The sequence below is a fragment of the Klebsiella sp. GL120222-02 genome (genome assembly GCF_003097195.1).
Taxonomy (GTDB): domain Bacteria; phylum Pseudomonadota; class Gammaproteobacteria; order Enterobacterales; family Enterobacteriaceae; genus Klebsiella; species Klebsiella variicola.
In genome coordinates this window covers 510,198-533,492 of record NZ_QEQO01000001.1, presented here as the reverse complement: position 1 = coordinate 533,492, position 23,295 = coordinate 510,198, and the positions used below count along the sequence as shown (strand labels likewise).

The window sequence follows — 23,295 nt, the reverse complement described above, 5'->3', positions numbered from 1 at the left end:
CAATCCATTTCAAAGGGTTTTCATTCAGAGGAGCAGGTTTCATGCCACATTCATCCCACACGCAGCAGAAGAAGACTCACGAGGCGGCCGCCAGCTACAGTCCGCGGCTATGTAATGAGGATCTGGCGCCCACCCGCGACCAGAACTGGAGCTGGTACAATATTTTTTCATTCTGGATGTCGGACGTGCACAGCATGGGCGGCTACGTAGTAGCGGCGAGCTTCTTTACGCTTGGACTGGCCAGCTGGCAGGTTCTGCTCTGCCTGCTGGTCGGCATCTGTATTGTGCAGCTGTGCGCTAACCTGGTGGCGAAGCCGAGCCAGATGGCCGGGGTGCCATACGCCGTTATCTGCCGTCAGGCGTTTGGCGTCTTCGGCGCCAATATCCCGGCGGTGATCCGCGGGCTGATCGCGTTCGCCTGGTACGGTATTCAGACCTATCTGGCGGCGAATGCCCTGATGCTGGTTCTGCTCAAGTTCTGGCCCTCCCTTGCCTCGCTGACCAGCAGCAGCTTTCTCGGGCTGTCAACGCTCGGCTGGCTGTGCTTCGCCACCATGTGGCTGCTGCAGGCGATGGTGTTCTGGCATGGCATGAACGCCATCAAACGCTTTATCGATATCGCCGGTCCGGCAGTTTATGTGGTGATGCTGGCGCTGGCCGGCTGGATTGTATACAAGACCGGTCTGGATGGGATCTCCTTTACCCTCGCCAGCAAATCCCTGAGCGCCGGCGAGCAGACCTGGCAGATGATCACCGCCACGGCGCTGGTGGTCTCCTACTTCTCCGGGCCGCTGCTTAACTTCGGTGACTTTTCCCGCTACGGCAAAAGCATGGGCGAGATCCGCCGCGGTAACCGCTGGGGTCTGCCGTTTAACTTCCTGCTGTTCTCGGTGGTGACCGTGGTGATTGTCTCCGGCACCCAGTCGCTGTTCGGCAAAATGATCACTGACCCGATCGAAACCGTCAGCCGCGTGGGTAACGATCTGGCGGTAGCCATTGGCCTGCTGACCATGATTACCGCCACCATCGGCATTAATATCGTGGCTAACTTCGTCTCTCCGGCCTTCGATTTTTCCAACTGCGCGCCACAGAAAATCAGCTTCCGTACCGGCGGGATGATTGCCGCGGTGGGATCGATACTTCTGACGCCGTGGAATCTGTTTAACTCGCCGGAGCTGATCCACTATACCCTCGACGTACTGGGCGCCTTTATTGGCCCGCTGTTTGGCATTCTGATCGCCGACTTCTACCTGATCAAACGCGGCCGGGTGTCGGTGGACGATCTGTTTGACGATACGCCGAAGGGCAAATACTGGTACCGCAACGGCTTTAACCCGAAAGCGATTGCCGCCCTGCTGCCGTCGGTGGGCCTGGGGCTGATCATCAGCTTTATTCCGGCCCTGCATGAAGTGGCGAACTTTAGCTGGTTTATCGGGGTCTTCCTCGGCGCCACCCTCTACCGCTGGCTGGCCCGCGACGAGCGTGAAGCACAGGCGACCGCAGCCTTTCATTCCGGCGCGGTAGCGCAAAAAGAGTAACCCTCCCCACCTGCCGCGGCGTCTGGCCGCGGCAGGCTGAAAACTGGCACCAATCTTGCTGTTTATCACTATTCCCAGGCGTTAAGAGAAGGCAGGTTCGATGATGGATTACCAGACCGCGGTACGCGGTGCATTTTTTGATATTGCCGGCGTGGCAGAGACCCCGGATGAGGTGGCTGCTCAGGCCCGTTATCTCGATGATGGCCTGTTGTTCTTGCGGGACGGGAAAATTATCGCGCTGCTGCCATGGCAGGAGGGCGAAGCCTTTCTGCATCCACTGAAGGGTTATGTCGATCAGCGAGGCAAGCTGCTGCTGCCCGGGTTTGTCGATACCCACATTCACTATCCGCAGACGGAGATGATCGGCGCCTTTGGTGAACAGCTGCTGGAGTGGCTCACCACCTACACCTTCCCGGTGGAGAGCCAGTTTGCCGATGCGGATTACGCGCAGGAGATAGCGCAGTTTTTTGTTAACCAGTTGATTAGCCATGGCACCACCACCGCGCTGGTGTTTTGTACCCTGCACCCGGCTTCGGCCGAGGCGCTGTTCAGCGAGGCGCTGCGTCTGAATATGCGGCTGATCGCCGGCAAAGTGATGATGGATCGCCATGTGCCGGATTATCTGTGCGAAACCGCCGGGGAGAGCTACGAGCAGACCCGTGAGTTGATCCTCCGCTGGCATCAGCGCGGGAGGCTGGGCTATGCCATCACCCCGCGCTTTGCCCCTACCTCGACACCGGCGTTGCTGGAGGCCGTGCAGCGCCTGCGGACTGAGTTTCCCGACACCTGGCTGCAGACACATCTCAGTGAAAACCGCGAGGAGATCGCCTGGGTTAAACAGCTGTGGCCTGAGCATGAGCACTATCTGGATGTCTATCATCACTATCAGCTCACCGGCGAACGCAGCGTATTTGCTCACGGGATCCATCTCGATGATGCCGAGTGGCAGTGCCTGCATGACACCGGGTCCGCCGTTGCCTTCTGTCCGACCTCGAATCTGTTTCTCGGCAGCGGGCTGTTCCGCCTGCCCGCCTGCTGGCAGCACCAGGTGCGGATGGGCATCGGCAGCGACGTCGGGGCTGGCACCACCTTCAGCATGCTGCGGACGCTGGGCGAGGCCTATAAGGTAGGACAACTGCAGAGCTATCGCCTGCGCGCCAGCGAGGCCTTCTATCACGCCACCCTCGGCGGGGCGCGCGCCCTGCGGCTGGAGGATAAAATTGGCAATTTTCAGCCGGGCAAAGAGGCAGATTTTGTGGTGATTGACCCGGCGGTCACCCCGCTGCAGCGTCTGCGCACAGGCCGCTGCCATGACATTTATGAGCAGTTGTTCGTGCTGATGACCCTGGGAGATGAACGCAATATCAGCGAGACGTGGGTGAATGGCGAGCGGGTGTGGTGTCAGGATTGACCCTCACCCTGGCCCTCTCCCAAAGGGAGAGGGAACCGTTCGGTCATCGTTGCGACGCTGGCACGCCTCCAGGCCCTCTCCCGGAGGGCCTGTGAATTGCCTGGCACCAGAATTTAGGTCATCAAAAACTCATTGCCAGGCCTACGCCATAGCCCGTGGTGTTATTGCCGAACATATAGCGCGCCACCAGTCGGGTGCGGGTGATAAAGACCGGGTATTTACTGCTGTCCAGCTCGAGGCCAACCCCCAGGGAGGTCAAACCGGTAAAGCCCAGCGCCCCTCGCTGCTCGCCGAGAAATTCAGTATGCGCCCCCTCCAGCACATAACGCAGCGGGTTGCCCAGCAGCGTCCAGTCGGCTATCGGCGCGCGGCGGCGCAGATACAGGCCGAGATTCTCCGCGCTGGCCTCGCCCTGCACCACCTCGGCGCTACTGCCGAAACTTTGCAGATGCATATAGGAGTAACGCAGTTCGGCATCAATATCCTGGGTGGCAGAGAAGCGTTCGTAATCCAGCATCAGTGCCCCGCCCAGCCCCCAGGCGTTGAACCGACCGCCGTCGAGAAATTGCAGATCGGCGTTGGTTTTTCGCTCAATTGCCCAGCTACCAATACGCGCATCGCTGGCCAGGGTACCGAGCATCACATTGACGATCGGCCGCAGCACCAGGTTGCCTCCGAGGCTGTCCCGGTGCAGCGAAAAATCCCAACCGACGCCGCCGGTGGTGGTCAGACTGTTCCATTTGGTCGGCACATTCCGCGTCTGTTCGCCATTGCTGACCACAAAGCGCGGGTCGTAACGGCTGTAACCCATCGTACCTTCAAGGTACAGAGGAAACGACTCGCTGAGGGTTGCCCCGCCGCCAAACTGGGTGATGGCCAGATTATGTTTGTCGTTGCTGCCGGAACCAATGTTGAGATCGCTGGCGGTCACGTCAGGGACGACGGTATAGCTCATCAGAGTCAATACGGCATCGGCACGCTGTTTGATGGCGTGGCCGTTCGCCGCCAGCGTCGCTGGCGCGGAAAGCGAAAGTACCGACAGGAGAACGAAAAGACGCACCATATGTCGTTTGCCACCTCAGCGACAGGCTAACAATATTGCCACCTAAATCAGCAGGCTGGCGTTCACTCAGTATAGTCGGTGAGTCAGCCTGCGCGTCCGGCGGGGAGAAAAAGCATCGGGCTGGTCAGGCCGCGCCTCCGCGGCTATGCAGCAGTTCCACATTTTCAAACGGCAGGCGCGAGACCCGGTTGCGCCCACCATTTTTGGCCACATACAGCGCTTTATCGACGCGGGAAAAAAGCTGATCAATCGCTTCCCCGTCATGGTGTTCGGCCACGCCGATGCTCACCGTCACCGACAGCGTCTGATACTCGCTGACCGCCTGGCGGATCCCTTCCGCCAGTATCAGGGCGCGCGCTATCGGCGAATGAGGTAAAAAGAGCAGAAACTCTTCTCCCCCCCAGCGATAAATTTTATCTTCGCGATCCACCGACGTTTCCAGAATGCGGGAGATCACCAGCAGGACTTCATCCCCTTTTTGATGACCGTGAATATCATTAATGCTCTTGAAATGATCGATATCGATTAACAGCAGACAAAAGCCTTGCGCGATAAATGACGGCGCCTCGACGAGGCGATAAAATTCACGGCGATTAAGCAATCCGGTGAGCGGATCGTGGGCGGCAGAGAATTCCAGCTCTTTTTTCAGATGCACTTCCTCGGTGATATCGTGAATAATGCACAACATCAGTCGAATATTATAAAGCACTACGGGCCCGGCATAGGTTTGGACATGGCGCAGCGTACCGTCGGCTAAAATATGCGTAAAATTAAGCGGTTTATGCCCGCCTGGCATATTGGCAATATTATTCATGATGGGGATCACATCCCGACCAAGGGTATTAATTTGCCAGGTATGTTTATTGCGCATTTCCTCATCGGAATAATGATAAAAACGCAGCGCCGCAATATTGGCATCGACAATTCGACCATCCTTACTGGGATCGATCAATAGCATCGGCGCGGTATTGGTCATAAAAAAACGGGCAAAAAAACCATTGTTGCGTCGCTGATAACGGCGGGAGCCGGTATGAATGGATTGATTTTGCGCCAGCAGCTTCACGGCTTCAAACAGCAATAAGGTACCGCTGTCGTCGGTGTCGACCAGGGTGGTTTTACAATATACCGACTGCAGGCCCTTGCCCGTCTGTAACGTCCAGACTTCAAATATCTCGGTCATCGTATCGAGATAGCGAAGATAATGTTGTAACTGCGTTTCAGGACAGGTCGAATAGATACCGTTACGCATCTCCTTCAGCGACATATCGCCGCTCAATGTCCGGGAAGCCGGATTGGCATAGACCACACTTTCAGTAAAAGGATGGACTACCCATATCGGGGTACTTAATACATCAAAAACAGCCAGTTCTTTTAATAACATACAGGCCCCAAACCGACCAATTCCCGGCGCAGAAGCGACACATAACGATATGCGTCCCTGACGCTGGTATAAAGTGATAACAAAACAACCGAATAGCCTTAATGACGCGCGTGCGCGGCAAGTATAGTCGGTTCTGCACGCAGCGACGCCCACCCGAGGCGACTTTGCGCGTGGTTTAACCGTCTGGATGCGATAATGTCTTTTTTATTAATTCTATTTCAACAGCATAGCAGCAATACCAGAACTGGTAGTCGCTTTTGATCACAGAGTGTGTCTATCGGTCTTCTCGCCCGTTGGCTGCGTATTGGCTTTGTCCAGGATGCCCGCATTGCGGCTTTTATGCCCAGACTAATCGTGATAGTTTCTATCATAACTCTCATCACAAACGGCCATCATAGTGAAAAAATCCGCTACTAAAATCACGCTTGCCGATATCGCACGTGAAGCCAACGTCGGTATTGCCACCGTCGACCGGGTGCTCAACAAGCGTGCGGCGGTGAAGGAGTCCACGGCATTGAGCGTACTGGAGGCGGCACGACGACTGGGGTTTACCCTCGAGCAGCCCCACTATCGCCTGGCGGCGGGGAAAGCGCCGGTCACGGTCAGAATGGGGTTTATTCTGCTGCAGGAGACCCACTCCTTCTACCTGCCGCTGGCCCAGGCGCTGACGCGAGAGGCCGCCCCATGGCTACCGGCGGGCCAGGTGCCGGTGATACTGCATTTTGCCATCGATGCGGTGGAAGCGATGGCTCAGGCCATTCACCGGCTAAGTGACGAAGTGGACGTGTTAGGCCTGGTGGCGCTGGACCACCCGCTGATTCGCCACGCGGTGGCCCGGGCTGCCGCCCGTGGCGTTCGCGTGTTCACCCTGCTTTCGGATCTGTCGGTCCCTCAGCGCAGCGGATATATCGGCCTCGATAATCAAAAAGCCGGGCGCACTGCGGCCTGGTTTATTGAGCGCTTATGTCGGGGTAATGGCGAAATTGGCATTATCATTGGCGACAATCGTTTTACCTGTCAGGAAAGCTGTGAGATCAGCTTCCGCTCCTGCCTGCGTGAACAAGGCATGGGGCAGCAGATCCTGGAGCCGGTTCGCAGCCATGAACGGGCGGATATCGCCAGGAGCGTGACGGAGCAGATGCTGAGTCAGTACCCGGCCCTGCAGGCGATCTATGCCCCCTGCGGCGGCGTCGAAGGCATTGTCGAGGCGCTGCGCGACAGCGGCCGTCAGCAGGCGATCACTCTGGTCTGCCACGGTCCGCTAAACGACAGTGAACTGGCGCTGATCGATGGCACCATCGACATCATGCTTAACCACCGGCTGGAGGCGTTTGCCGCTGCCACGCTACGCACCATAACGGACGCGGTTTCGCGCTCGCACAGCGAGGTGATTTCTCTCCCTCAGCCTTTCGATATCATCACCAAAGAAAATATGTAAATTCCCTGCCCCGCCGCCGCCGGGGCCAGTTAACGGGCAGACCGCGCCCGCCCTCAATTTGATAAAAAACTATCAAAAACCACATCAATTCAAAGCATGATGGCCATCAAAAAATCATCATTCCATCATTGTTGAGAATGAAATATTTATTCAATACTCAGCGGCATCCCCTGTGTAAAAAGGAAGCCAACATGACACTCTCTATCGCCAATGCCCCCTGCAGCTGGGGCGTGGATGACCCGAAAAACCCTGACCTTCCCGCCTGGGCTACCGTGCTGAAGGAGGCGGCGCAGGCCGGCTATCGCAGCATTGAGCTTGGGCCCTGGGGCTACCTGCCCACCGACCCGGCCAGCCTGCGCGCGGCGCTGGAACAGCATCAGTTGTCGCTGGTGGCCGGTACGATCTTTGACGATCTGGTCAGCGAGGCCCATTTCCCCACCCTGGTGGCGCTGACCCATCAGATCTGCCGCAATCTGTCGCAGGTTCCGGCCGCCGAACCCACGCCAGGGCATCCTGTTCAGCCGCCTTACCTGGTGATTATTGATTTCGGCAACCCTGAGCGAGCGCGCTTTGCCGGGCGTAGCGCGCTGGCTCCGCGACTCGATGACAAAGACTGGCAGCGCATGATGGCGCACATTACCGCCCTCAGCACCCTCGCCTGGCAGGAGTACGGTGTGCGGGCGGTTATCCATCCCCACGCCGGGGGCTGCATCGAATTTGCGGATGAAATCGAGCGGCTGGCGAACGATATTCCACACGACGTCGCGGGATTGTGTCTGGATACCGGGCATCTCTACTACGCCGGTATGGATCCGCTCGACTGGCTGGATCGCTATTACGCACGACTCGACTACCTGCACTTCAAGGATGTGGATCCGCAGGTTTACCAGCGCGCCATCGCCGAGGGCATCGACTTTTTCACCGCCTGCGCCGAAGGGGTAATGTGCCCGCTCGGCAGCGGCGCCATTGACTATCCGGCCATCAAAGACTTTCTTGCCCGTCGGGGGTATCAGGGCTGGATAACCATTGAACAAGAGCGTGATCCGCGCCATGCCGCAGGCAGCCTGCAGGCGGTCACGGAAAGTCTGCGCTATCTGCGCGACGTGGGATTCTGACAGGAGACGCAACATGATTAACGGTTTAAAACCTCTCGACCGCACCCTGCGCTGGGGCATGGTCGGCGGCGGCGGTAGCAGCCAGATCGGCTATATTCACCGCTCAGCGGCGCTGCGTGATAATACCTTTACGCTGCTGGCCGGCGCCTTTGATATTGATGCCGAGCGCGGACGCCAGTTCGGCCAACAGCTGGGGGTGGATCCCGAGCGCTGTTACGCCGACTACCAGAGCCTGTTCCGCGGTGAAGCGGAGCGTCCGGACGGCATTCAGGCGGTGTCGATTGCCACGCCAAATAACACCCATTATGCCATCTGCCGGGCAGCGCTGGAGGCTGGGCTGCACGTGGTGTGCGAAAAGCCGCTGTGCTTCAGCAGCGAGGAAGCAGACGAACTGGTGGCGCTCAGCCAGCGGCAGCACAAGATCCTCGGGGTGACCTACGGCTATGCCGGCCACCAGCTGATCCTGCAGGCCCGGCAGATGATCGCCGACGGGCTGCTGGGCGACATCCGTATCGTCAATATGCAGTTTGCCCACGGTTTTCACGCCCAGCCCGTGGAGCTGGAAAACGCCAGTACGCGTTGGCGGGTCGATCCTCGCTTTGTCGGCCCCAGCTATGTTCTGGGCGACCTGGCCACTCATCCACTGTTTCTGGTTGAAACCATGGCTCCGCAGCTGAACATCACCCGGCTGATGTGCGCCAGACAAAGCTTCGTCAAAAGCCGCGCGCCGCTGGAAGATAACGCCCATGTGCTGATGGAGTATGACAACGGCGCCGTTGGCTCGCTGTGGAGCTCCGCCGTTAACTGCGGCTCCATGCACGGACAAAAGGTGCGTATCGTCGGTGAAAAAGCCAGTCTCGAATGGTGGGATGAACAGCCCAACCAGCTGCGCTATGAAATCCAGGGCGAGCCGGTGCGTATCCTCGAGCGCGGCATGGACTATCTCGATCCGCTGGCGCGTCAGGATGACCGCATCGGCGGCGGCCATCCGGAGGGACTGTTTGAGGCATGGTCGAATCTCTATCGCCGTTTCGCCATCGCCATGGATGCCGCCGACCGTCGCGACGAAGCGCTGCTGGCCGACTTCTGGTATCCGGACGCTCGCGCCGGCGCGTTCGGCGTGCGCTGGGTGGAAAACTGCGTACGGTCTGCCGACAACGGCGCCTGCTGGGTCGACTTCCGCTAACTCACTGGCTCAGGGCGCTCGCCCTGAGCCTTTATGGCTATTTTTCAATTCGTGCCAGCTGGGTCTTATCCGCCTCACGTGCGCTATCCGCCAGCGCCTGGAACGCGCCGGCGCCATAGTATTGCGCGGGAACCGGCAGCGCCTGCATATCATGCCCTGGGTAGATCTGCAGTTCGCCGAGGTCGCGTAAGCGGAACCCCCCAACCTGCTCCGGAATGGTCAGGCGATACGGCGGCAGGGTTTCGAAAGGGACCGGCGTCGGCAGCCGATTTTCCTGCAGATCGTAGTTACGTTTCAGCACCAGAAACTTATCCGGCACCCGCCGGTGACTGTTCCACCAGTCGCCGTCGATCCGCTGAAACATCGCTTCCGTCTCCCCTCTCGTCGCCACCATCAGTCGGGTCAGCGCCTGTTTCAGCGCCGTATCCATGGCCTGGTTATAGTCTTCCAGCGAACCACCGTGGCCGCTGAGGATCACGTTAATCGCCAGCCTGGCGCCGAGTAAATTGGAGTAGAGATCCTCCGGCGAAAAAGCGGAGATCTCCTCAGAAAACCCGGGGACCGACTGGAAGCCATACCACTGGGCAATCTCATGCCATTGGGCAATTTCGAAGGCCAGATGACCCGCCAGCCAGGCGGCCAGCTGATAGCGCTGCCTGACGCCCGCCGGCGGCGTAAAGGCATTCAGCTGAACGCGGCGTACGCCCAGCTCTTCACTGTAGAAGATCCGCCCCGCCTGGCCCAGCGTCGGCGCAATACGATTGAACAGATAGAAGGTGTAGTCCGCCGTATCGCGCACATGGGCGATATCAATAAACCCGCCGCGACGGGTATAGATGAGCCCGTTCTGCTCCTCGCTGAGCCCCAGCAGGTTTTTCACCGCCCCGAACGCGCTATCGTTGTAATGGTGCTTGCCCAGCGTATCCAGGGTCAGCACATTGCCAATCTGGTATACCGGGATCGGGATGCCCACCGCGCGCACGTGCAGGTCGTAACCAAAAGCGCAGCACGGTCGCAGCGACTCCGGCGGCGGCAGCTCACCCAGGGTGGGCACCGGATGGATCGCCGTCACAGCGGGCAGCACCGGATCCTGCGCCAGCGCCGGCAGCGACAGTGCAAACAGCAGCCATAAGGCTTTACGCATCAACAGCCTCTCCACAACAACAAAAGAGCGCGCATCTTACCGGCAGATGGCGCCAGCAGTTTTAGTTAAAAACGGTATTCACCGGAGACAAAGAAGCTATTGCGCTCGTTAAAACCAAATTCAGTCAGCACGTTAAAGTTTTTGGTGACTTCATACTGGGCGCCAATCAGCATATTCCAGGGTGAGGTTAGCTTCTGCTTGACGTCGAATTTCCCCTCGCCGTCTTTATTGACTGCGGCAATCAGGGGCTGAAGCTCTGGCGGCATATGCAGGTCGGCCAGATCGCCTTTAAACTCCTGCTGCACGTCCTGATACATGCTCCCGACCCACAGGCTGAGGTGGGACGGCCCGTCGATCCCCTGAAAACTGAAGCGGTAGCCGACGCGCGGCGAGACGGTGACCGCCGAGATGCTGCCGTCGAGAATATCGAAATCGGTACGGGTGTAGTTAGTGTCTACTAACCCGAACCAGTTGCCGTATCCCCCGGCGAGCGTAAAGCCGGTTCCCCAGGTGGTTCCTTTGAAATCAAGCGTAAAATCAATATTCTGCAGTTTTCCGCTCTGATAAAGCTGGTGAACCGCGCCGGCGATCACCCGATCCAGACCGCGAAACTGCGAAGGATCCGAATCCACGGAGACCTGGGAGACAGACGACCCACGGGTATGCCCCACCAGCCCGTAAACGTTGAGAAACGGAAAGACCCACATATCGAGGCGCAGGTTTTCGGTTTTGCTCTTCTCGCGGGTGTGCCCGGCATCGATGGCGAACATATCGCTGGGAATGGGATGGTTGCCCAGCTTAAGCCCGGAAAAGGTAATACTGTCGACCATGATATCCTGACGGATATTCATATAGCTCAGGTTGACGCCGTAGGGTAACGGGATCGAATACCCCCGGGCGCGTGCCTCATCTCCCCATATCGGAAAATAGCTGTCGCTCTCGCTCTGCTCCGCGGCCGACGCGCCACAGGCCGCCAACAGCAGCGTTAACACCGTTCCGGATGCTCTCATTGTTATTCTCATGTGTAGTTATAAACCCGAACCGACATTGCAATAGACCGCCTGCTCATGCTCACTGAACGCCACGTCAATCCCGGTACGCAAACCGTACTGCCGTGCAATCAGGTAACGAAAACCGGCCCCCCATGCCACCTCTGACTGTTCCGCTGGCGTGCGCGCCGCGCACCCCGCGCCAACGAATCCCTGCAGGATCCAGCGCGGGGTGAAGGCCCAGGGAGGTTTGCGCCGTGACCACGTCGTCGCCCTGATAGCGGTAGCGCGAAATAGGGACATCAAAGGGTTATCATGGTGGATGAATGACTGATTAATGGCCCGCGACCGCCAGTGCGGACAACAGGAATTTCATGCTTACTCCGGGGCTTTGGGGACGCACGACACGCCTCACGAACAGTATTAACGCGACGGGGTAATGAAAATATAACGTATGAGAATAATGCTCACCAACGCGCAGTCGCCTGTTTTTCGGGTATTTTTAAACGAAAAAGTGCTGGCTATCACAGAAAAATGCCATCGCGATACAGGGCAGCGCGGTGATTGTATTCAAAAGGTGAATATCGTATAACATAGCGCTACCGAGGGGTGTCCCGTGAGGGCTGAGATGGCGCAAGCCGAACCCTTTGAACCTGATCTGGGTCATGCCAGCGAAGGGACGGGTCGGCAATTTTGCCTGCATTACCGCCATTGCCTGTTCACACCCCTGCACGCCCGGATCTCCCCTGAATATCTGGAGGTCCTGTGATAATTCCCGCGTTTAGCCATGGTCTTTATGGCCGTTTACGCCAGCTGGCCGCCGCTGACTGGCAGCACTATGTGGCGCATCCTTTCGTCCAGCAGCTTGCCGAGGGCACCCTGGCGGAAAGCGCATTTCGTCGCTACCTGACCCAGGATTATCTGTTTCTGATCCACTTTGCCCGCAGCTATGCGCTGCTGGTGAGTAAACTGCGCACGCTGCCGGAGATGCGGGCCGCGGCTGCCTCAATGAACGCCATCCTCAACGAACTGCCGCTGCACGTCGGTTACTGCGCTCAGTGGGGCATTAGCGAGCAGGAGATGGCTACCCAGCCTGAAGCGCCGGAAACCATTAACTATACCCGCTACGTGCTGGATATTGGCCACTCGGGTGACGCGCTGGATCTGCTGGTCGCGCTGATGCCCTGCGTGGCCGGTTATGCGGAAATCGGTCTCGGCCTGCTGCAGCATCCCGCCACCCGACTGGACGATAACCCCTACGCCTCGTGGATCCGCAACTATGGCGATGAAGGCTATCTGCACGGCGTCAACGCCGCGCTGGCGCTGCTGGAAACGGTGTGGCAGCAGCGCGGGAGCGAGGCCCGGATCACTGAGCTGAGCGAGATTTTCACCACTGCCACCCGCCTTGAGGCGCAGTTCTGGCAGATGGGCCTCAACGCGACGGCGGAGACCCGGGCGTGACGGCGCCGGGTATCGAGGTCCGTGGCCTGAGCCTGCATTTCGGCGACCGCCGGCTGTTCGACAACCTGTCGTTTACGGTCCCCGGCGGGCAGTGGGTGTCGCTCCTCGGCGCCAGCGGGGCAGGCAAAACCAGCCTGCTGCGGGTGATGGCCGGTCTGGCGCCCGCCACCCGGGGAGAAGTGGTCGCCAGCGATGGGCAACCGATTCAGGGCCGTCTGGCGTGGATGGGGCAGAAAGATCTGCTCTACCCCTGGCTGAGCGTCCGGGACAACGTCGCCCTCGGCGCGCGGCTGCGCGGTGAAAAAGTCGATCGTGCCCGGGTCGCCGCCCTGCTTGAGCAGGTGGAGCTCTCGTCCTGGGCCGACGCCCGGCCGGCAACCCTCTCCGGCGGCATGCGTCAGCGCGCCGCGCTGGCCCGCACCCTGTATGAGGACCGCCCCATCGTGCTGATGGATGAGCCTTTCTCGGCGCTGGATACCCTCACCCGCACGCGCATTCAAACTCTGGCCGCCACCCTGCTGGCTGGTCGCACGGTGGTGCTGATCACCCACGATCCGCAGGAGGCCTGCCGGCTGAGCCACCGCCTGCTGGTCCTCTCGGCGGCAGACGGCGACATCGATGACAGCCATCACCTTGCCGGCACACCTCCGCGCGCGCCGGACGCGCCCGATCTCTTGATTAGCCAGGCCGCCCTGCTGCAGCAACTGATGAGGGCCCATCCATGACCGGACGTCTCTGGCGGGGAGGTATGGTGTTCTGCGGCCTAATGATCCTCTGGGGTCTGGCCAGCCGCAGCGGCATTCCTCACTTTCTTTTACCCTCCCCGATGGCGGTCGCCGAGGCGCTGTGGGTTAATCGCGCCTATCTCGGCTGGAACACGCTTATCACGCTCAGTGAGATCCTGAGCGGCCTGGCGCTGGGCGTGACGCTCGGTGTCACCCTGGCGCTGGGTATGATCCTCTCTCCGCGTCTGCAGCGCTGGCTGATGCCGCTGGTCCTCACCAGTCAGGCGATCCCGGTCTTTGCCCTCGCCCCGCTGCTGGTGCTGTGGCTGGGCTTTGGCATGAGCGCCAAAGTGGCAATGGCCGTGCTGGTGATTTTCTTTCCAGTGACTTCCGCCTTCTTTGATGGCTTGCGACGGGTCAACCAGGAGTATCTCGATCTGGCGCGCAGCATGAACGCCTCCTTCGGCGCTCAGCTGCGGCATGTCCGCCTGATGGCTGCCCTGCCTGCGCTGGGCTCGGGCCTGCGGATGGCGGCGGCGGTGGCGCCCATCGGCGCGATTATCGGCGAATGGGTCGGCTCCGCTGAGGGGCTGGGCTACGTCATGCTCAATGCCAATGCGCGGCTGCAAACCGATATCTGCTTCGCCGCGCTGTTTATTTTAGTGCTACTGACCCTCCTGCTGTGGCTGGCGGTAGATACCCTGCTACACCGGCTGATCGACTGGTCACCGGAATAAAGATGAAGTAATAAAGGAAAACAGATGAAAAAGTCGCTTTTCGCCGGGGCAACCCTGACGGCACTGGTCAGCGGCCACGCGCTGGCCAATGAACCGCTGACGCTGGTGCTGGACTGGTACATTAACCCCGACCATGCGCCGATTATGGTGGCCGAGCAGATCGGCGCCTTTAAGGCTCAGGGGCTGGACGTCAAGATTGTCCCTCCCTCCGATCCCGCGCTGCCTCCCCGCATGGTGGCCGCCCGTCAGGCGGATCTGGCCATCACCTACCAGCCGCAGGTGCACTTCTTCGCTGACGAAGGGTTACCGCTGGTGCGCGTTGGGACCCTGATTAACTCGCCGCTGAACACGGTGATCGCTCTCAATAAGCAGATCAAAACTCCGGCAGATCTGCAAGGTAAGAAGGTGGGCTATTCGGTCAGCGGCATTGAGCAGGCCACCCTGTCGACCATGGCGCAACACGCGGGTATCGATCCGGCCAGTATCAAACTGGTTAACGTCAATTTCCAACTGACCAGCGCCCTGCTGGCGGGCCAGGTGGACGCGGTCATCGGCGGCTACCGTAATATAGAAGCACAGGAGCTGAAGCTGCAGGGCAAAACGCCGGTAGTGATGAACGTCGAAGATTACGGCGTGCCGGCCTATGACGAGCTGGTGATTGTCGCCCATCGCGACGCGATTCATGAGGCCAAGATCCGTAAATTCCTCACCGCCCTGCAGGCCGGAGTGAGCTATCTGCGCGCCCATCCGCAGGAGAGCTGGGAGGCGTTTGCCGCCGCCCACCCGGAGCTGAAAACCGAACTCAACCACCAGGCGTGGCTGCAAACCGTGCCGCTGTTCGCCACCGATCCGGCGGCGCTGGATAAACCGCGCTACGAAGCTTATGAACAGTTTTTATATAACAATAAGTTGGTGAAAAAAGTCACACCTTTAACAAATTATGCGGTGGAACTGCATTGAGACTTGCTATCGCTGACGGAAGGCATTCCGTCAGCGTTTTAACGCAGCGGCAATAAAAATATAGAGACTTTCTCACTAATAATTACACTTTAAAGGGTTATCGTGACACGCAGTTGTTCTATTATAATTCAGCAGGTTACGTTAATTATTGCCCCGGTAAGAATAACGTCAAAATAACGCAATCAATAAAACGTTGAATGCGGATTTAAAAAGCCATATATTGTGCGCGCTTTATGAATGCCAATTCAATTCCTTAGACCAATTATTCAACCAGCGTTCAACCGCAATGCTGGTTGTGGGAGTGATATGATGACGGATAAAGTCCGTATTGATACTTTACGTGCCGATTTATTAGACGCAAACAACGAAACCTTTTTGGCCCGTCAGGCCGAATTCGAATCGAATGTCAGGAGTTACCCGCGTAAGTTACCGCTGGCTATCACTAAAGCTGAAGGCGTGTGGCTGACGGATGCGGATAACAAACAGTACCTGGACTGCCTCGCGGGCGCCGGTACTCTCGCTCTGGGCCACAACCACCCTGATGTATTGCAGAGCATCCAAAGTGTCATTACCAGCGGCTTGCCGTTACATACCCTCGATCTGACTACCCCGTTAAAAGATCGTTTCTCCGAATACCTGCTCTCTTGCCTGCCGGGCGAAGGGAAAGAGTATTGCCTGCAGTTCACCGGTCCTTCCGGCGCTGACGCCGTGGAAGCCGCGCTGAAACTGGCGAAAAAATACACTGGCCGTACGGCGGTGATCAGCTTCTCCGGCGGCTATCACGGGATGACCCATGGCGCGCTGTCCGTCACTGGCAACCTGTCGCCGAAAGCGGCGGTTAACGGCATGATGCCGGAAGTCCAGTTCATGCCTTACCCGCACCTGTATCGTTGCCCGCTGGGCATCGGCGGCGAAGCCGGCGTGAAAGCCCTGACCTACTACTTCGAAAACCTGATCAACGACGTGGAGAGCGGCGTCCGTAAACCGGCGGCGGTGATCCTCGAAGCCGTGCAGGGTGAAGGCGGCGTGAACCCGGCGCCGGTTGAGTGGCTGCAGCGCATCCGCAAAGTGACCGAAGAGCATGGCATTCTGCTGATCGTCGATGAAGTGCAGGCTGGCTTTGCCCGTACCGGTAAATTCTTCGCCTTCGAGCACGCCGGTATCCAGCCGGACATCATCGTGATGTCGAAAGCGGTCGGTGGCGGTCTGCCGCTGGCGGTGCTGGGCATTAAAAAACAGTTCGACGCCTGGGAACCGGGTCACCACACCGGCACCTTCCGCGGCAACCAGCTGGCGATGGCTACCGGTCTGACCACCCTGCGTCACCTGCGCGACAACAAGATTGCCGACAAAGTCGCTGCCCAGGGCGAGTGGCTGAAAGGCAAACTGACCGAGCTGCAGAAGCGCTACCCGGTCATTGGCCACGTACGCGGTCTTGGTCTGATGATCGGTATCGAAATCGTCAAGCCGAACGAAGCTCAGGATCACATGGGCTGCTACCCGGCTGACGGCGAACTCTCTGCCCTGCTGCAGAAGAAATGCTTCGAAGCGGGCCTGATTCTGGAGCGCGGTGGTCGTCACGGCTGCGTGCTGCGTCTGCTGCCGTCCCTGCTGATCAGCAACGCGGAACTGGATGTGTTCCTCGACAAATTCGAACAGGCCCTGCTGGCCGCCGGCGTAAAGCCGGTCTGAGTGGAGTCAGTGACCACCATGTCCACATTGAATCCGATTCTTGCTGGTTCAGCGCAGAGCGTTGAAGCCTATCAGCAGGTTATCGAGCAGACCAGCCAGGCCGTTGTGCAGTGGCTGAAGCAACCTGAGATGTATCAGGGGAAAAGCGTTGACGAGCTGCGTGAGCGTATCTCCCTTGAATTTAACGAACAGGGTTTGGGTAACCAGGCGGCGATTGATCGTGCGATCGAGTACTTCCTGAAAGACAGCCTGTCGGTGCATCACCCGCAGTGCGTGGCGCACCTGCACTGCCCGAGCCTGGTAATTAGCCAGGCGGCGGAAGTGTTGATCAACGCCACCAACCAGAGCATGGACTCCTGGGACCAGAGCCCGTCAGCAACCATCATTGAGATGAAGCTGATCGAATGGCTGCGCGCCCGGGTCGGTTATCCGGCTGGCGACGCCGGCGTCTTCACCAGCGGCGGCACCCAGAGCAACCTGATGGGCCTGATGCTGGCGCGCGACGCCTTCTTCGCCCGTCAGGGGCACTCCATCCAGCAGGATGGGCTGCCGGGGGATATCCGCAAGTACAAAGTATTGTGCTCGGAAAACGCCCACTTCTCGGTGCAGAAGAACATGGCGCTGATGGGCCTCGGCTACCGCTCGGTCACGCTGGTGAAAACCGACGAATTCGCGCGGATGGACGTGTCCGATCTGAAAGCGAAGATTGCGCAAGCGCAGGCTAACGGCGAGCAGATCATGGCGATCGTCGCCACCGCCGGCACCACCGACGCGGGGGCTATCGACCCGCTGCGCGACATCGCCGGTATCGCCGCGGAACATCAGATCTGGCTGCACGTTGACGCAGCCTGGGGCGGCGCGCTGCTGCTGTCTGAGCAGTATCGTGACTACCTTGACGGTCTGGAGCTGGTGGATTCCGTTACCCTGGACTTCCACAAGCAGTTCTTCCAGACCATCAGCTGCGGCGCCTTCCTGCTGAAGGACGCGCGCCATTACGAGCTGATGCGTTATCAGGCGGCCTATCTGAACTCCGAGTTCGATGAAGAACACGGCGTACCGAACCTGGTGTCTAAGTCGCTGCAGACCACCCGTCGCTTCGATGCGCTGAAGCTGTGGATGGGTCTGGAAGCGCTGGGCCAGAAACAGTATGCGGCGATCATCGATCACGGCGTCACGATGGCGAAAAACGTGGCGGAGTACGTGAAGTCGCAGCCGACGCTGGAGCTGGTGATGCAGCCGCAGCTGGCGAGCGTGCTGTTCCGTTCCCGTCCGGCGCAGATGGCGCAGAGCGACGCGGCGGCTATCGCGCTGCTCAACCAGCGCGTCGGCGATGCCCTGCTGGCTTCCGGCCGCGCTAACGTTGGCGTGACCGAGCATAACGGTGTCACCTGCCTGAAGCTGACCCTGCTGAACCCGGTGGTGACGCTGGATGACGTGAAGGTGCTGCTTAACCTGGTGGAACGCACCGCTCAGGAGCTGCTGGCGCAATAACCTGCCCTAGCGGGCGGCGCCTGCCGCCCCGCTGTCAGCCTTACCTGCAATAAGCCGATAATCTCCTTATCGGCTTTTTTATTTCTTTCCGCGCCACTGACGTTCTCTGCTCCCTGGCTGGTCGCTGGGCCCGTTGACGCCTGCCTTTCGCGATGCCACAGTATTATCCCGAGAATAACGACGTTCAGGATAAACATCCTGAAAATGAGGATGATGATGGAGAAACGCTTACCGGGACTGGATCTCGACGCCCTGCGTAGCTTTGTGACCGGCATGGAGTGCGGCAGTTTCGCCCAGGCAGCGCTGCGCCTGTCGCGTTCCACTTCGGCCGTCAGCGCCCAGCTTAAAAAGCTGGAGAGCCAGTGCGGTACGGCGCTGGTGGCCAAACAGGGGCGGCATCTGGTGCTCACCGCGGAAGGCGAAAAGCTGATGAGCTACGCCAGACGACTGCTGGCGCTCAATGATGAAACCCTGCGCGCGCTGCAGGGCGAGCAGCTCACCGGCGAGATCCACCTTGGTATGCAGGAAGATTTTGGCGAATCGCTGATGCCGGGGATCCTGGGGCAATTTAAACGGCATCATCCGCAGGTGCGGATAGTCGCCAGGGTGGATCGCAATGGTCCGCTGCGCCAGGCGCTGGCGGAAGAGGCGCTGGATCTGGCGCTGCTGTGGCAAACCGAAGATCAGGGTCCCGGGATGGGCCGCTGCCCGCTGGCGTGGATTGCGCATCCTGACCTGGATATTGGTGCACTGCTGGCCTCCGGCGAGCCGCTGCCGCTGGTGATGTTCGATAGCCCGTGCCTGATGCGCTCCCGCGCTATCGCCTGTCTCGATGCCGCGGGGATCCCCTGGCAGGTGGTATTCGTCAGCCACAGTCTGAACGGCATCTGGGCGGCGGTACAGGCTGGCCTGGGGCTGACGATACGCACCCGCATCGGCATGCCCGGCAACCTGCGCACCGTCGCCGGGCTGCTGCCATCGCCAGGTAGCCTGGCCGTTAACCTGCAACAAACCCCGCGCGAGGGACAGCATTCCGCCGCCGTGGCGCTGCTCGGCGAACTGATGACCGAGGCCCTGCAGGGGTGGGTCGAGATGTGACGGGGTCACGCCACTTCCATTCACCCTCACCCTAACCCTCTCCCTGAAGGGAGAGGGAACCGCCCGGCAGTCACCGGCAATGGGCATCCAGCGCCGTTCCCGCTTCAATGCCCGGTGGCGGCTGCGCATTACCGGGCCTACATTCTCCCTGCGCGCTCCTGTAGGCCGGGCAAGCGCAGCACCGCCCGGCAACAGGCACAAGGGATGAAGGGATGAAGGGATGAAGGGAACCGTCCGGCAGTCACCGACAATGGGCATCCAGCGCCTCTCCCGCTTCGATGCCCGGTGGCGGCTGCGCCTTACCGGGCCTACATCTCCCTGCGCGCTCCTGTAGGCCGGGCAAGCGCAGCGCCGCCCGGCATCAGGTATAAGGGCTGGAGGGAACCGTCCGCCAGACGCCTACGCCGCGGGTCAGGCTTTGCTCTCCTGCAGTAGCTGCTGGATCACCTGCTCCTGGCGGGCATAATCCCCTTCGCCGAAGGCGGTATAACGCAACTGTCCGCGAGCGTCGAAAATGTAATGCGCCGGCCAGTACTGATTGCCGAAGGCGTTCCAGATGGCGTACTCATTATCCGCCACCACCGGGTAGGTTATCCGCCAGTCCTTCACCGCCTGGCGCAGCAGCGGCAGCGAACGCTCCCAGGGATATTCCGGGGTATGGACGCCAATCACCACCAGCCCGGCCGCGCGGTATTTGTTCGCCCAGTCGCGCACGTAAGGCAGGGTATGCTGACAGTTGATGCACTCCCGGGTCCAGAAATCCACCAGCACCACTTTGCCCTTCAGACGCTCCGGAGTTAACGCCGGGCTGTTGAGCCACGCGCTGCCTCCCGCCAGGGAGGGCATCGCGCTGCTGGGCTGCGGCGCGGCGATCGGCTGGAGGATGGTCTTTTGCTCCGGCTGCGGCAGACGGGCGGCCAGCCGCTGCTCCAGCGCCTGACTCCAGCCTCCCGCACTTTGCAGATAGCGATCGCCGCCGCTGGCGATCAGCGCCACCGAGGCCAGCATCGCCACCCCCGCCAGCCGGCGCAGCCGTTCGCCGAACGCTAGCCCACGACGCAGACGGGCAATCAACGCCGCACCGCACCACCCCAGCAGGAATAACATCAGCGCCCCGCCGCTGCCGTAGGCCAGCAGCAAGCCGCCAGTGGTCGCTTGGCCCGGATGCACAAAGCCCAGGCTCAGTATCGCCCCCAATACCGGCCCGGCGCACGGGGCCCACAGCAGGCCCACCGCCAGCCCGGCCAGCAGCGAACCGATCCAGCCGCGCTGGCGTGAGCTGGCGTTGTTAAGCTGATTTCCCAGCGCCACCAGGGGTGAGGTCAGCCGCTGCGCGACGCGCTGCGAAAGCAGGCTCAGCCCGACCAGGGCGAAGAACGCCAGCGCCAGGCCGCGGCCTGCGAGGGTCAGATTCACCACCCAGCCGCTGGCGACCGTCACCAGCCACGAAACCGCGCCGAACATCAGCGCCATTCCAGCCAGCATAATTGCCAGCTGCCCCCGGCGGCCCCGGACGCTGGCGAACAGCAGCGGGATCACCGGCAGCGTACAGGGGCTCAGCAGGGTTAACATTCCGCCCAAAAATGCAATGAATATCGACATCGCCTTCTCCTCATTATGTCGTCGCTGCCGGGAGTGGCAGCCACGACATTACAGCAAGGGCATGTAAGGCGAATGTGTCGGGAAAGGGGGAGAATTGTCGGCTTAGTTATCCGTCTGCGCCGGAGATACAGCAGGATACAATCCCGCCGCGGCAAGGCGAACGCTGGCGTCCAGGCCGCCCTGCGGGCGGTTGGTCAGACGCAGCGTGCCGTTCATCTGGCTGACCAGCTGCGCAGCAATCGCCAGCCCCAGACCGGTGCCGCCGGTATCGCGATTGCGCGAGTCCTCCAGTCGATAAAACGGCTGCAACACCGCCTGTAGCGAGGCCTCAGGGATCCCCGGCCCCTCATCCAGTACATGGAGGGTGACATCCCCGGCGGCGTCGCGGGTCAGAGTTACCGTGACCGTGGTGCCGAATTTCAGCCCGTTATCGATAAGGTTGGTCATCACCCGGCGCAGGGCCTGCGGTGGGATCGACACCACCCCGGCGGTCTCCTCCGGGCAAAAAAGCACCGGCCGGCCGACATCAGCATAATCGCAGACGATGGTGTCGAGAAAGGCGTCAAGGTTCAGCCGCTGGCGCGCCTCCGCCAGCGGCTGAGAGGTGCGGGCGAAGGCGATGCCCTCCCGCACCAGGCGGGTCATATTGTCGAGATCCTGCAGCAGTTTATCGCGCAGTTCCGGCTGGTCGGCCATCTCCACCCGCAGCTTCATTCGGGTGATCGGGGTTTGCAGATCGTGGGAGATAGCGGCGAGGATCCGCGCCCGCTCCTGCAGATGGTCGTGGATACGCGCCTGCATCGCGTTAAACGCGCGAGCGGCACGGCGGACCTCTTCCGGCCCCTGCTCGGCCATGGTTCCCGCCGTGTCGCTGGCCGGTTCAAGGGCGTCCACTGCGCGGGTAAAACGGGTGATGGGCAGCAACACCTGGCGAACGGCATACCAGGCGCAGGCCAGCAGGAGAACAAACTGAGCGATCAGCACCACCGGCAGCCAGCGCGCGATGGCCGGTAGCTTCGGCCACAGATCGAGAGTCAACGGGGCGCCGTCGTGGAGGGTAATATGGGCCTGAATATGCTGCCGCGGGCCGGGGATCGTCACAATACTGACCGGATACTGCGCGCTCAGCGCCTCCTGCAGGGAGCGGGCCGCGTCCCGGGCACGCCAGCTGTCCGGGTAGTCGCCGCGCTCCCCGGAGTCCAGCAGATAGCGATAATTGCCGCGCGCCAGCTTCGGCAGCCACTGTGGGCGCTCAGCGGCCGGCAGGCGGTCAAGGATAGCCACGCTGGTGGCGACATCGGAAGCCAGATTGCCCAGCATCACGCTGCGAGCGCTGCTCATGCGCTCATAAAACAGCAGCGACAGGGTTAAAGTATTCGCCAGCAGCAGCGCCAGAAACAGCAGCGCCATCAGCCTCGACTGCAGCGAGGCGGGCCAAAACCTCATTCATGCCTCTCGCGGATGGAGACCGGCACCGACAGCACATAGCCTTCGCTGCGCACCGTTTTAATGTAGGCCGGCTCGCGGGCATCCTCCCGTAGCCGCTGGCGCAGTCGGCTCACCAGCAGGTCAATTGACCGCTCAAACAGTTCCGCGTCGCGTCCCTGGGTCAGATTCAGCAGTTGGTCGCGGTTCAATACCCGCTGGGGGTGATCGAGAAACACCCGCAGCAGCCGATACTCCGCCCCGCTGAGGGCGACGATGGCGCCGCTGTCGTCCAGCAGGTGGCGGGCGGCAGTGTCGAGCAGCCAGTCGCCAAAGGCGATCAGCCTGCCCGCCTCGGTGATCTGCAGATTGGGCGGCAGCGCCCGGGTGCGGCGTAAAATGGCTTTGATGCGCGCCAGCAGTTCGCGGGCCACAAAGGGTTTAATCAGATAATCGTCAGCCCCCATTTCCAGTCCGAGGATCCGGTCGCTGTCGTCGGTGCGGGCGGTGAGCATCAGCACCGGAATATCCTGCTGCGGGTTGGCGCGCAGCTGGCGGCAGAGCGTTAAGCCGTCCTCGCCCGGCATCATGATATCCAGCACAATCAGGTCAATTTGATGATTTTTGAGCACCGACCACATGGCTTTGCCGTTCGCCGCGCCGCTGGCGCGATATCCCGATTTTTCCAGATAGTCGACAATCAGTTCCCGAATATCGCGGTCGTCATCGACGACCAGGATGTGGTCAATACGCTCCAAAGGGTGCTCCTGCGGCAAAATAAACTCTTCACAAGCATAAGCCGTGTTGCCGGAAGCGCAACGTCGCGCCGCCGGCAAGGC

19 protein-coding genes, 1 pseudogene and 1 riboswitch are annotated in these 23,295 nt (G+C 60.1%); of the genes and pseudogenes, 12 read left to right on the top strand and 8 right to left on the bottom strand.

The features are described from left to right. Positions 1 to 41 precede the first annotated feature (41 nt). On the top strand, positions 42 to 1,538 hold the full coding sequence (locus tag N438_RS02640; protein WP_008804801.1) for an NCS1 family nucleobase:cation symporter-1: 1,497 nt from the start codon (positions 42 to 44) through the stop codon (positions 1,536 to 1,538). Between the two features lie 100 nt (positions 1,539 to 1,638). Beyond that, on the top strand, positions 1,639 to 2,949 hold the full coding sequence (guaD, locus tag N438_RS02635; protein WP_012541653.1) for a guanine deaminase: 1,311 nt from the start codon (positions 1,639 to 1,641) through the stop codon (positions 2,947 to 2,949). A gap of 121 nt (positions 2,950 to 3,070) precedes the next feature. On the opposite strand, the gene N438_RS02630 is transcribed toward guaD, so the two are convergent. Together N438_RS02630 and N438_RS02625 are read right to left on the bottom strand one after the other, a co-directional pair. Next, complete coding sequence (locus N438_RS02630; protein ID WP_004189966.1) at positions 3,071 to 4,012, bottom strand: hypothetical protein; 942 nt, start codon at positions 4,010 to 4,012, stop codon at positions 3,071 to 3,073. A 124-nt stretch (positions 4,013 to 4,136) separates the two neighbouring features. Further along, positions 4,137 to 5,393, bottom strand: coding sequence for a sensor domain-containing diguanylate cyclase (locus N438_RS02625; RefSeq protein ID WP_012541652.1), 1,257 nt, complete (start codon positions 5,391 to 5,393; stop codon positions 4,137 to 4,139). A gap of 397 nt (positions 5,394 to 5,790) precedes the next feature. On the opposite strand from N438_RS02625, the gene N438_RS02620 reads away from it, so the two are divergent. The 3 genes from N438_RS02620 to N438_RS02610 all read left to right on the top strand — a co-directional run bounded on the left by N438_RS02620 (position 5,791) and on the right by N438_RS02610 (position 9,132). Continuing rightward, entirely contained in the window at positions 5,791 to 6,831 is a 1,041-nt protein-coding gene (locus N438_RS02620) for a LacI family DNA-binding transcriptional regulator (RefSeq protein WP_039103584.1), read from the top strand. 191 nt (positions 6,832 to 7,022) lie between these two features. After that, positions 7,023 to 7,946, top strand: coding sequence for a TIM barrel protein (locus tag N438_RS02615; protein ID WP_032735679.1), 924 nt, complete (start codon positions 7,023 to 7,025; stop codon positions 7,944 to 7,946). Between the two features lie 13 nt (positions 7,947 to 7,959). Further along, a complete protein-coding gene (locus N438_RS02610) occupies positions 7,960 to 9,132 on the top strand; it encodes a Gfo/Idh/MocA family oxidoreductase (protein ID WP_012968153.1) in 1,173 nt (390 codons plus the stop codon). Between the two features lie 37 nt (positions 9,133 to 9,169). On the opposite strand, the gene N438_RS02605 is transcribed toward N438_RS02610, so the two are convergent. From N438_RS02605 to N438_RS02595, 3 genes and pseudogenes are all read right to left on the bottom strand, one after another. Further along, entirely contained in the window at positions 9,170 to 10,276 is a 1,107-nt protein-coding gene (locus tag N438_RS02605; protein WP_048268459.1) for a DUF4056 domain-containing protein, read from the bottom strand. 65 nt (positions 10,277 to 10,341) lie between these two features. Further along, entirely contained in the window at positions 10,342 to 11,286 is a 945-nt protein-coding gene (locus N438_RS02600) for a hypothetical protein (protein ID WP_012968151.1), read from the bottom strand. An 18-nt stretch (positions 11,287 to 11,304) separates the two neighbouring features. Further along, positions 11,305 to 11,560 (bottom strand): annotated as a pseudogene (locus N438_RS02595) (glyceraldehyde-3-phosphate dehydrogenase); the annotation flags it as partial. 300 nt (positions 11,561 to 11,860) lie between these two features. Next, a riboswitch (TPP riboswitch) is annotated at positions 11,861 to 11,962 on the top strand. A gap of 68 nt (positions 11,963 to 12,030) precedes the next feature. Here N438_RS02595 and tenA point away from each other — a divergent pair. The 7 genes from tenA (at position 12,031) to N438_RS02555 (ending at position 19,429) form a co-directional block, all read left to right on the top strand. Then, entirely contained in the window at positions 12,031 to 12,726 is a 696-nt protein-coding gene (tenA, locus tag N438_RS02590) for a thiaminase II (RefSeq protein ID WP_012968150.1), read from the top strand. Then, positions 12,723 to 13,451 (top strand): ABC transporter ATP-binding protein, encoded by a 729-nt coding sequence (locus N438_RS02585; RefSeq protein ID WP_012968149.1) that lies wholly within the window; start codon positions 12,723 to 12,725, stop codon positions 13,449 to 13,451. Before tenA ends, N438_RS02585 begins: the two co-directional genes overlap by 4 nt. Continuing rightward, positions 13,448 to 14,188, top strand: a complete 741-nt coding sequence (locus tag N438_RS02580; RefSeq protein WP_016161102.1) for an ABC transporter permease — start codon at positions 13,448 to 13,450, stop codon at positions 14,186 to 14,188. The genes N438_RS02585 and N438_RS02580 overlap by 4 nt, the downstream gene beginning before the upstream one ends. 24 nt (positions 14,189 to 14,212) lie before the next feature. Further along, complete coding sequence (locus tag N438_RS02575) at positions 14,213 to 15,148, top strand: ABC transporter substrate-binding protein (protein ID WP_008804789.1); 936 nt, start codon at positions 14,213 to 14,215, stop codon at positions 15,146 to 15,148. 306 nt (positions 15,149 to 15,454) lie between these two features. Beyond that, complete coding sequence (locus tag N438_RS02570) at positions 15,455 to 16,840, top strand: diaminobutyrate--2-oxoglutarate transaminase (protein ID WP_077254912.1); 1,386 nt, start codon at positions 15,455 to 15,457, stop codon at positions 16,838 to 16,840. Positions 16,841 to 16,849: 9 nt separating this feature from the next. Then, positions 16,850 to 18,331: an aspartate aminotransferase family protein gene (locus N438_RS02565; RefSeq protein ID WP_162493254.1), complete on the top strand. Its 1,482-nt coding sequence runs from the start codon at positions 16,850 to 16,852 to the stop codon at positions 18,329 to 18,331. 204 nt (positions 18,332 to 18,535) lie between these two features. Beyond that, positions 18,536 to 19,429, top strand: coding sequence for a LysR substrate-binding domain-containing protein (locus N438_RS02555; RefSeq protein WP_116696057.1), 894 nt, complete (start codon positions 18,536 to 18,538; stop codon positions 19,427 to 19,429). A 411-nt stretch (positions 19,430 to 19,840) separates the two neighbouring features. Here the strand turns inward: N438_RS02555 and N438_RS02550 are convergent, their stop codons facing one another. From N438_RS02550 to N438_RS02540, 3 genes are all read right to left on the bottom strand, one after another. After that, positions 19,841 to 21,031 (bottom strand): cytochrome c biogenesis protein DipZ, encoded by a 1,191-nt coding sequence (locus tag N438_RS02550; RefSeq protein WP_064170257.1) that lies wholly within the window; start codon positions 21,029 to 21,031, stop codon positions 19,841 to 19,843. Positions 21,032 to 21,133: 102 nt separating this feature from the next. Next, on the bottom strand, positions 21,134 to 22,477 hold the full coding sequence (locus tag N438_RS02545; RefSeq protein ID WP_116696056.1) for an ATP-binding protein: 1,344 nt from the start codon (positions 22,475 to 22,477) through the stop codon (positions 21,134 to 21,136). Next, positions 22,474 to 23,214, bottom strand: coding sequence for a response regulator (locus tag N438_RS02540; protein WP_004180014.1), 741 nt, complete (start codon positions 23,212 to 23,214; stop codon positions 22,474 to 22,476). Before N438_RS02540 ends, N438_RS02545 begins: the two co-directional genes overlap by 4 nt. Between the last annotated feature and the right edge of the window lie 81 nt (positions 23,215 to 23,295).

Coding starts and splice junctions, on each gene's coding strand:
- N438_RS02640 (WP_008804801.1), top strand. CDS start 42: ATGCCACATTCATCCCACACGCAGCAGAAGAAGACTCACGAGGCGGCC.
- guaD (WP_012541653.1), top strand. CDS start 1,639: ATGATGGATTACCAGACCGCGGTACGCGGTGCATTTTTTGATATTGCC.
- N438_RS02630 (WP_004189966.1), bottom strand. CDS start 4,012: ATGGTGCGTCTTTTCGTTCTCCTGTCGGTACTTTCGCTTTCCGCGCCA.
- N438_RS02625 (WP_012541652.1), bottom strand. CDS start 5,393: ATGTTATTAAAAGAACTGGCTGTTTTTGATGTATTAAGTACCCCGATA.
- N438_RS02615 (WP_032735679.1), top strand. CDS start 7,023: ATGACACTCTCTATCGCCAATGCCCCCTGCAGCTGGGGCGTGGATGAC.
- N438_RS02610 (WP_012968153.1), top strand. CDS start 7,960: ATGATTAACGGTTTAAAACCTCTCGACCGCACCCTGCGCTGGGGCATG.
- N438_RS02605 (WP_048268459.1), bottom strand. CDS start 10,276: ATGCGTAAAGCCTTATGGCTGCTGTTTGCACTGTCGCTGCCGGCGCTG.
- N438_RS02600 (WP_012968151.1), bottom strand. CDS start 11,286: ATGAGAGCATCCGGAACGGTGTTAACGCTGCTGTTGGCGGCCTGTGGC.
- N438_RS02580 (WP_016161102.1), top strand. CDS start 13,448: ATGACCGGACGTCTCTGGCGGGGAGGTATGGTGTTCTGCGGCCTAATG.
- N438_RS02575 (WP_008804789.1), top strand. CDS start 14,213: ATGAAAAAGTCGCTTTTCGCCGGGGCAACCCTGACGGCACTGGTCAGC.
- N438_RS02570 (WP_077254912.1), top strand. CDS start 15,455: ATGATGACGGATAAAGTCCGTATTGATACTTTACGTGCCGATTTATTA.
- N438_RS02555 (WP_116696057.1), top strand. CDS start 18,536: ATGAGGATGATGATGGAGAAACGCTTACCGGGACTGGATCTCGACGCC.
- N438_RS02550 (WP_064170257.1), bottom strand. CDS start 21,031: ATGTCGATATTCATTGCATTTTTGGGCGGAATGTTAACCCTGCTGAGC.
- N438_RS02545 (WP_116696056.1), bottom strand. CDS start 22,477: ATGAGGTTTTGGCCCGCCTCGCTGCAGTCGAGGCTGATGGCGCTGCTG.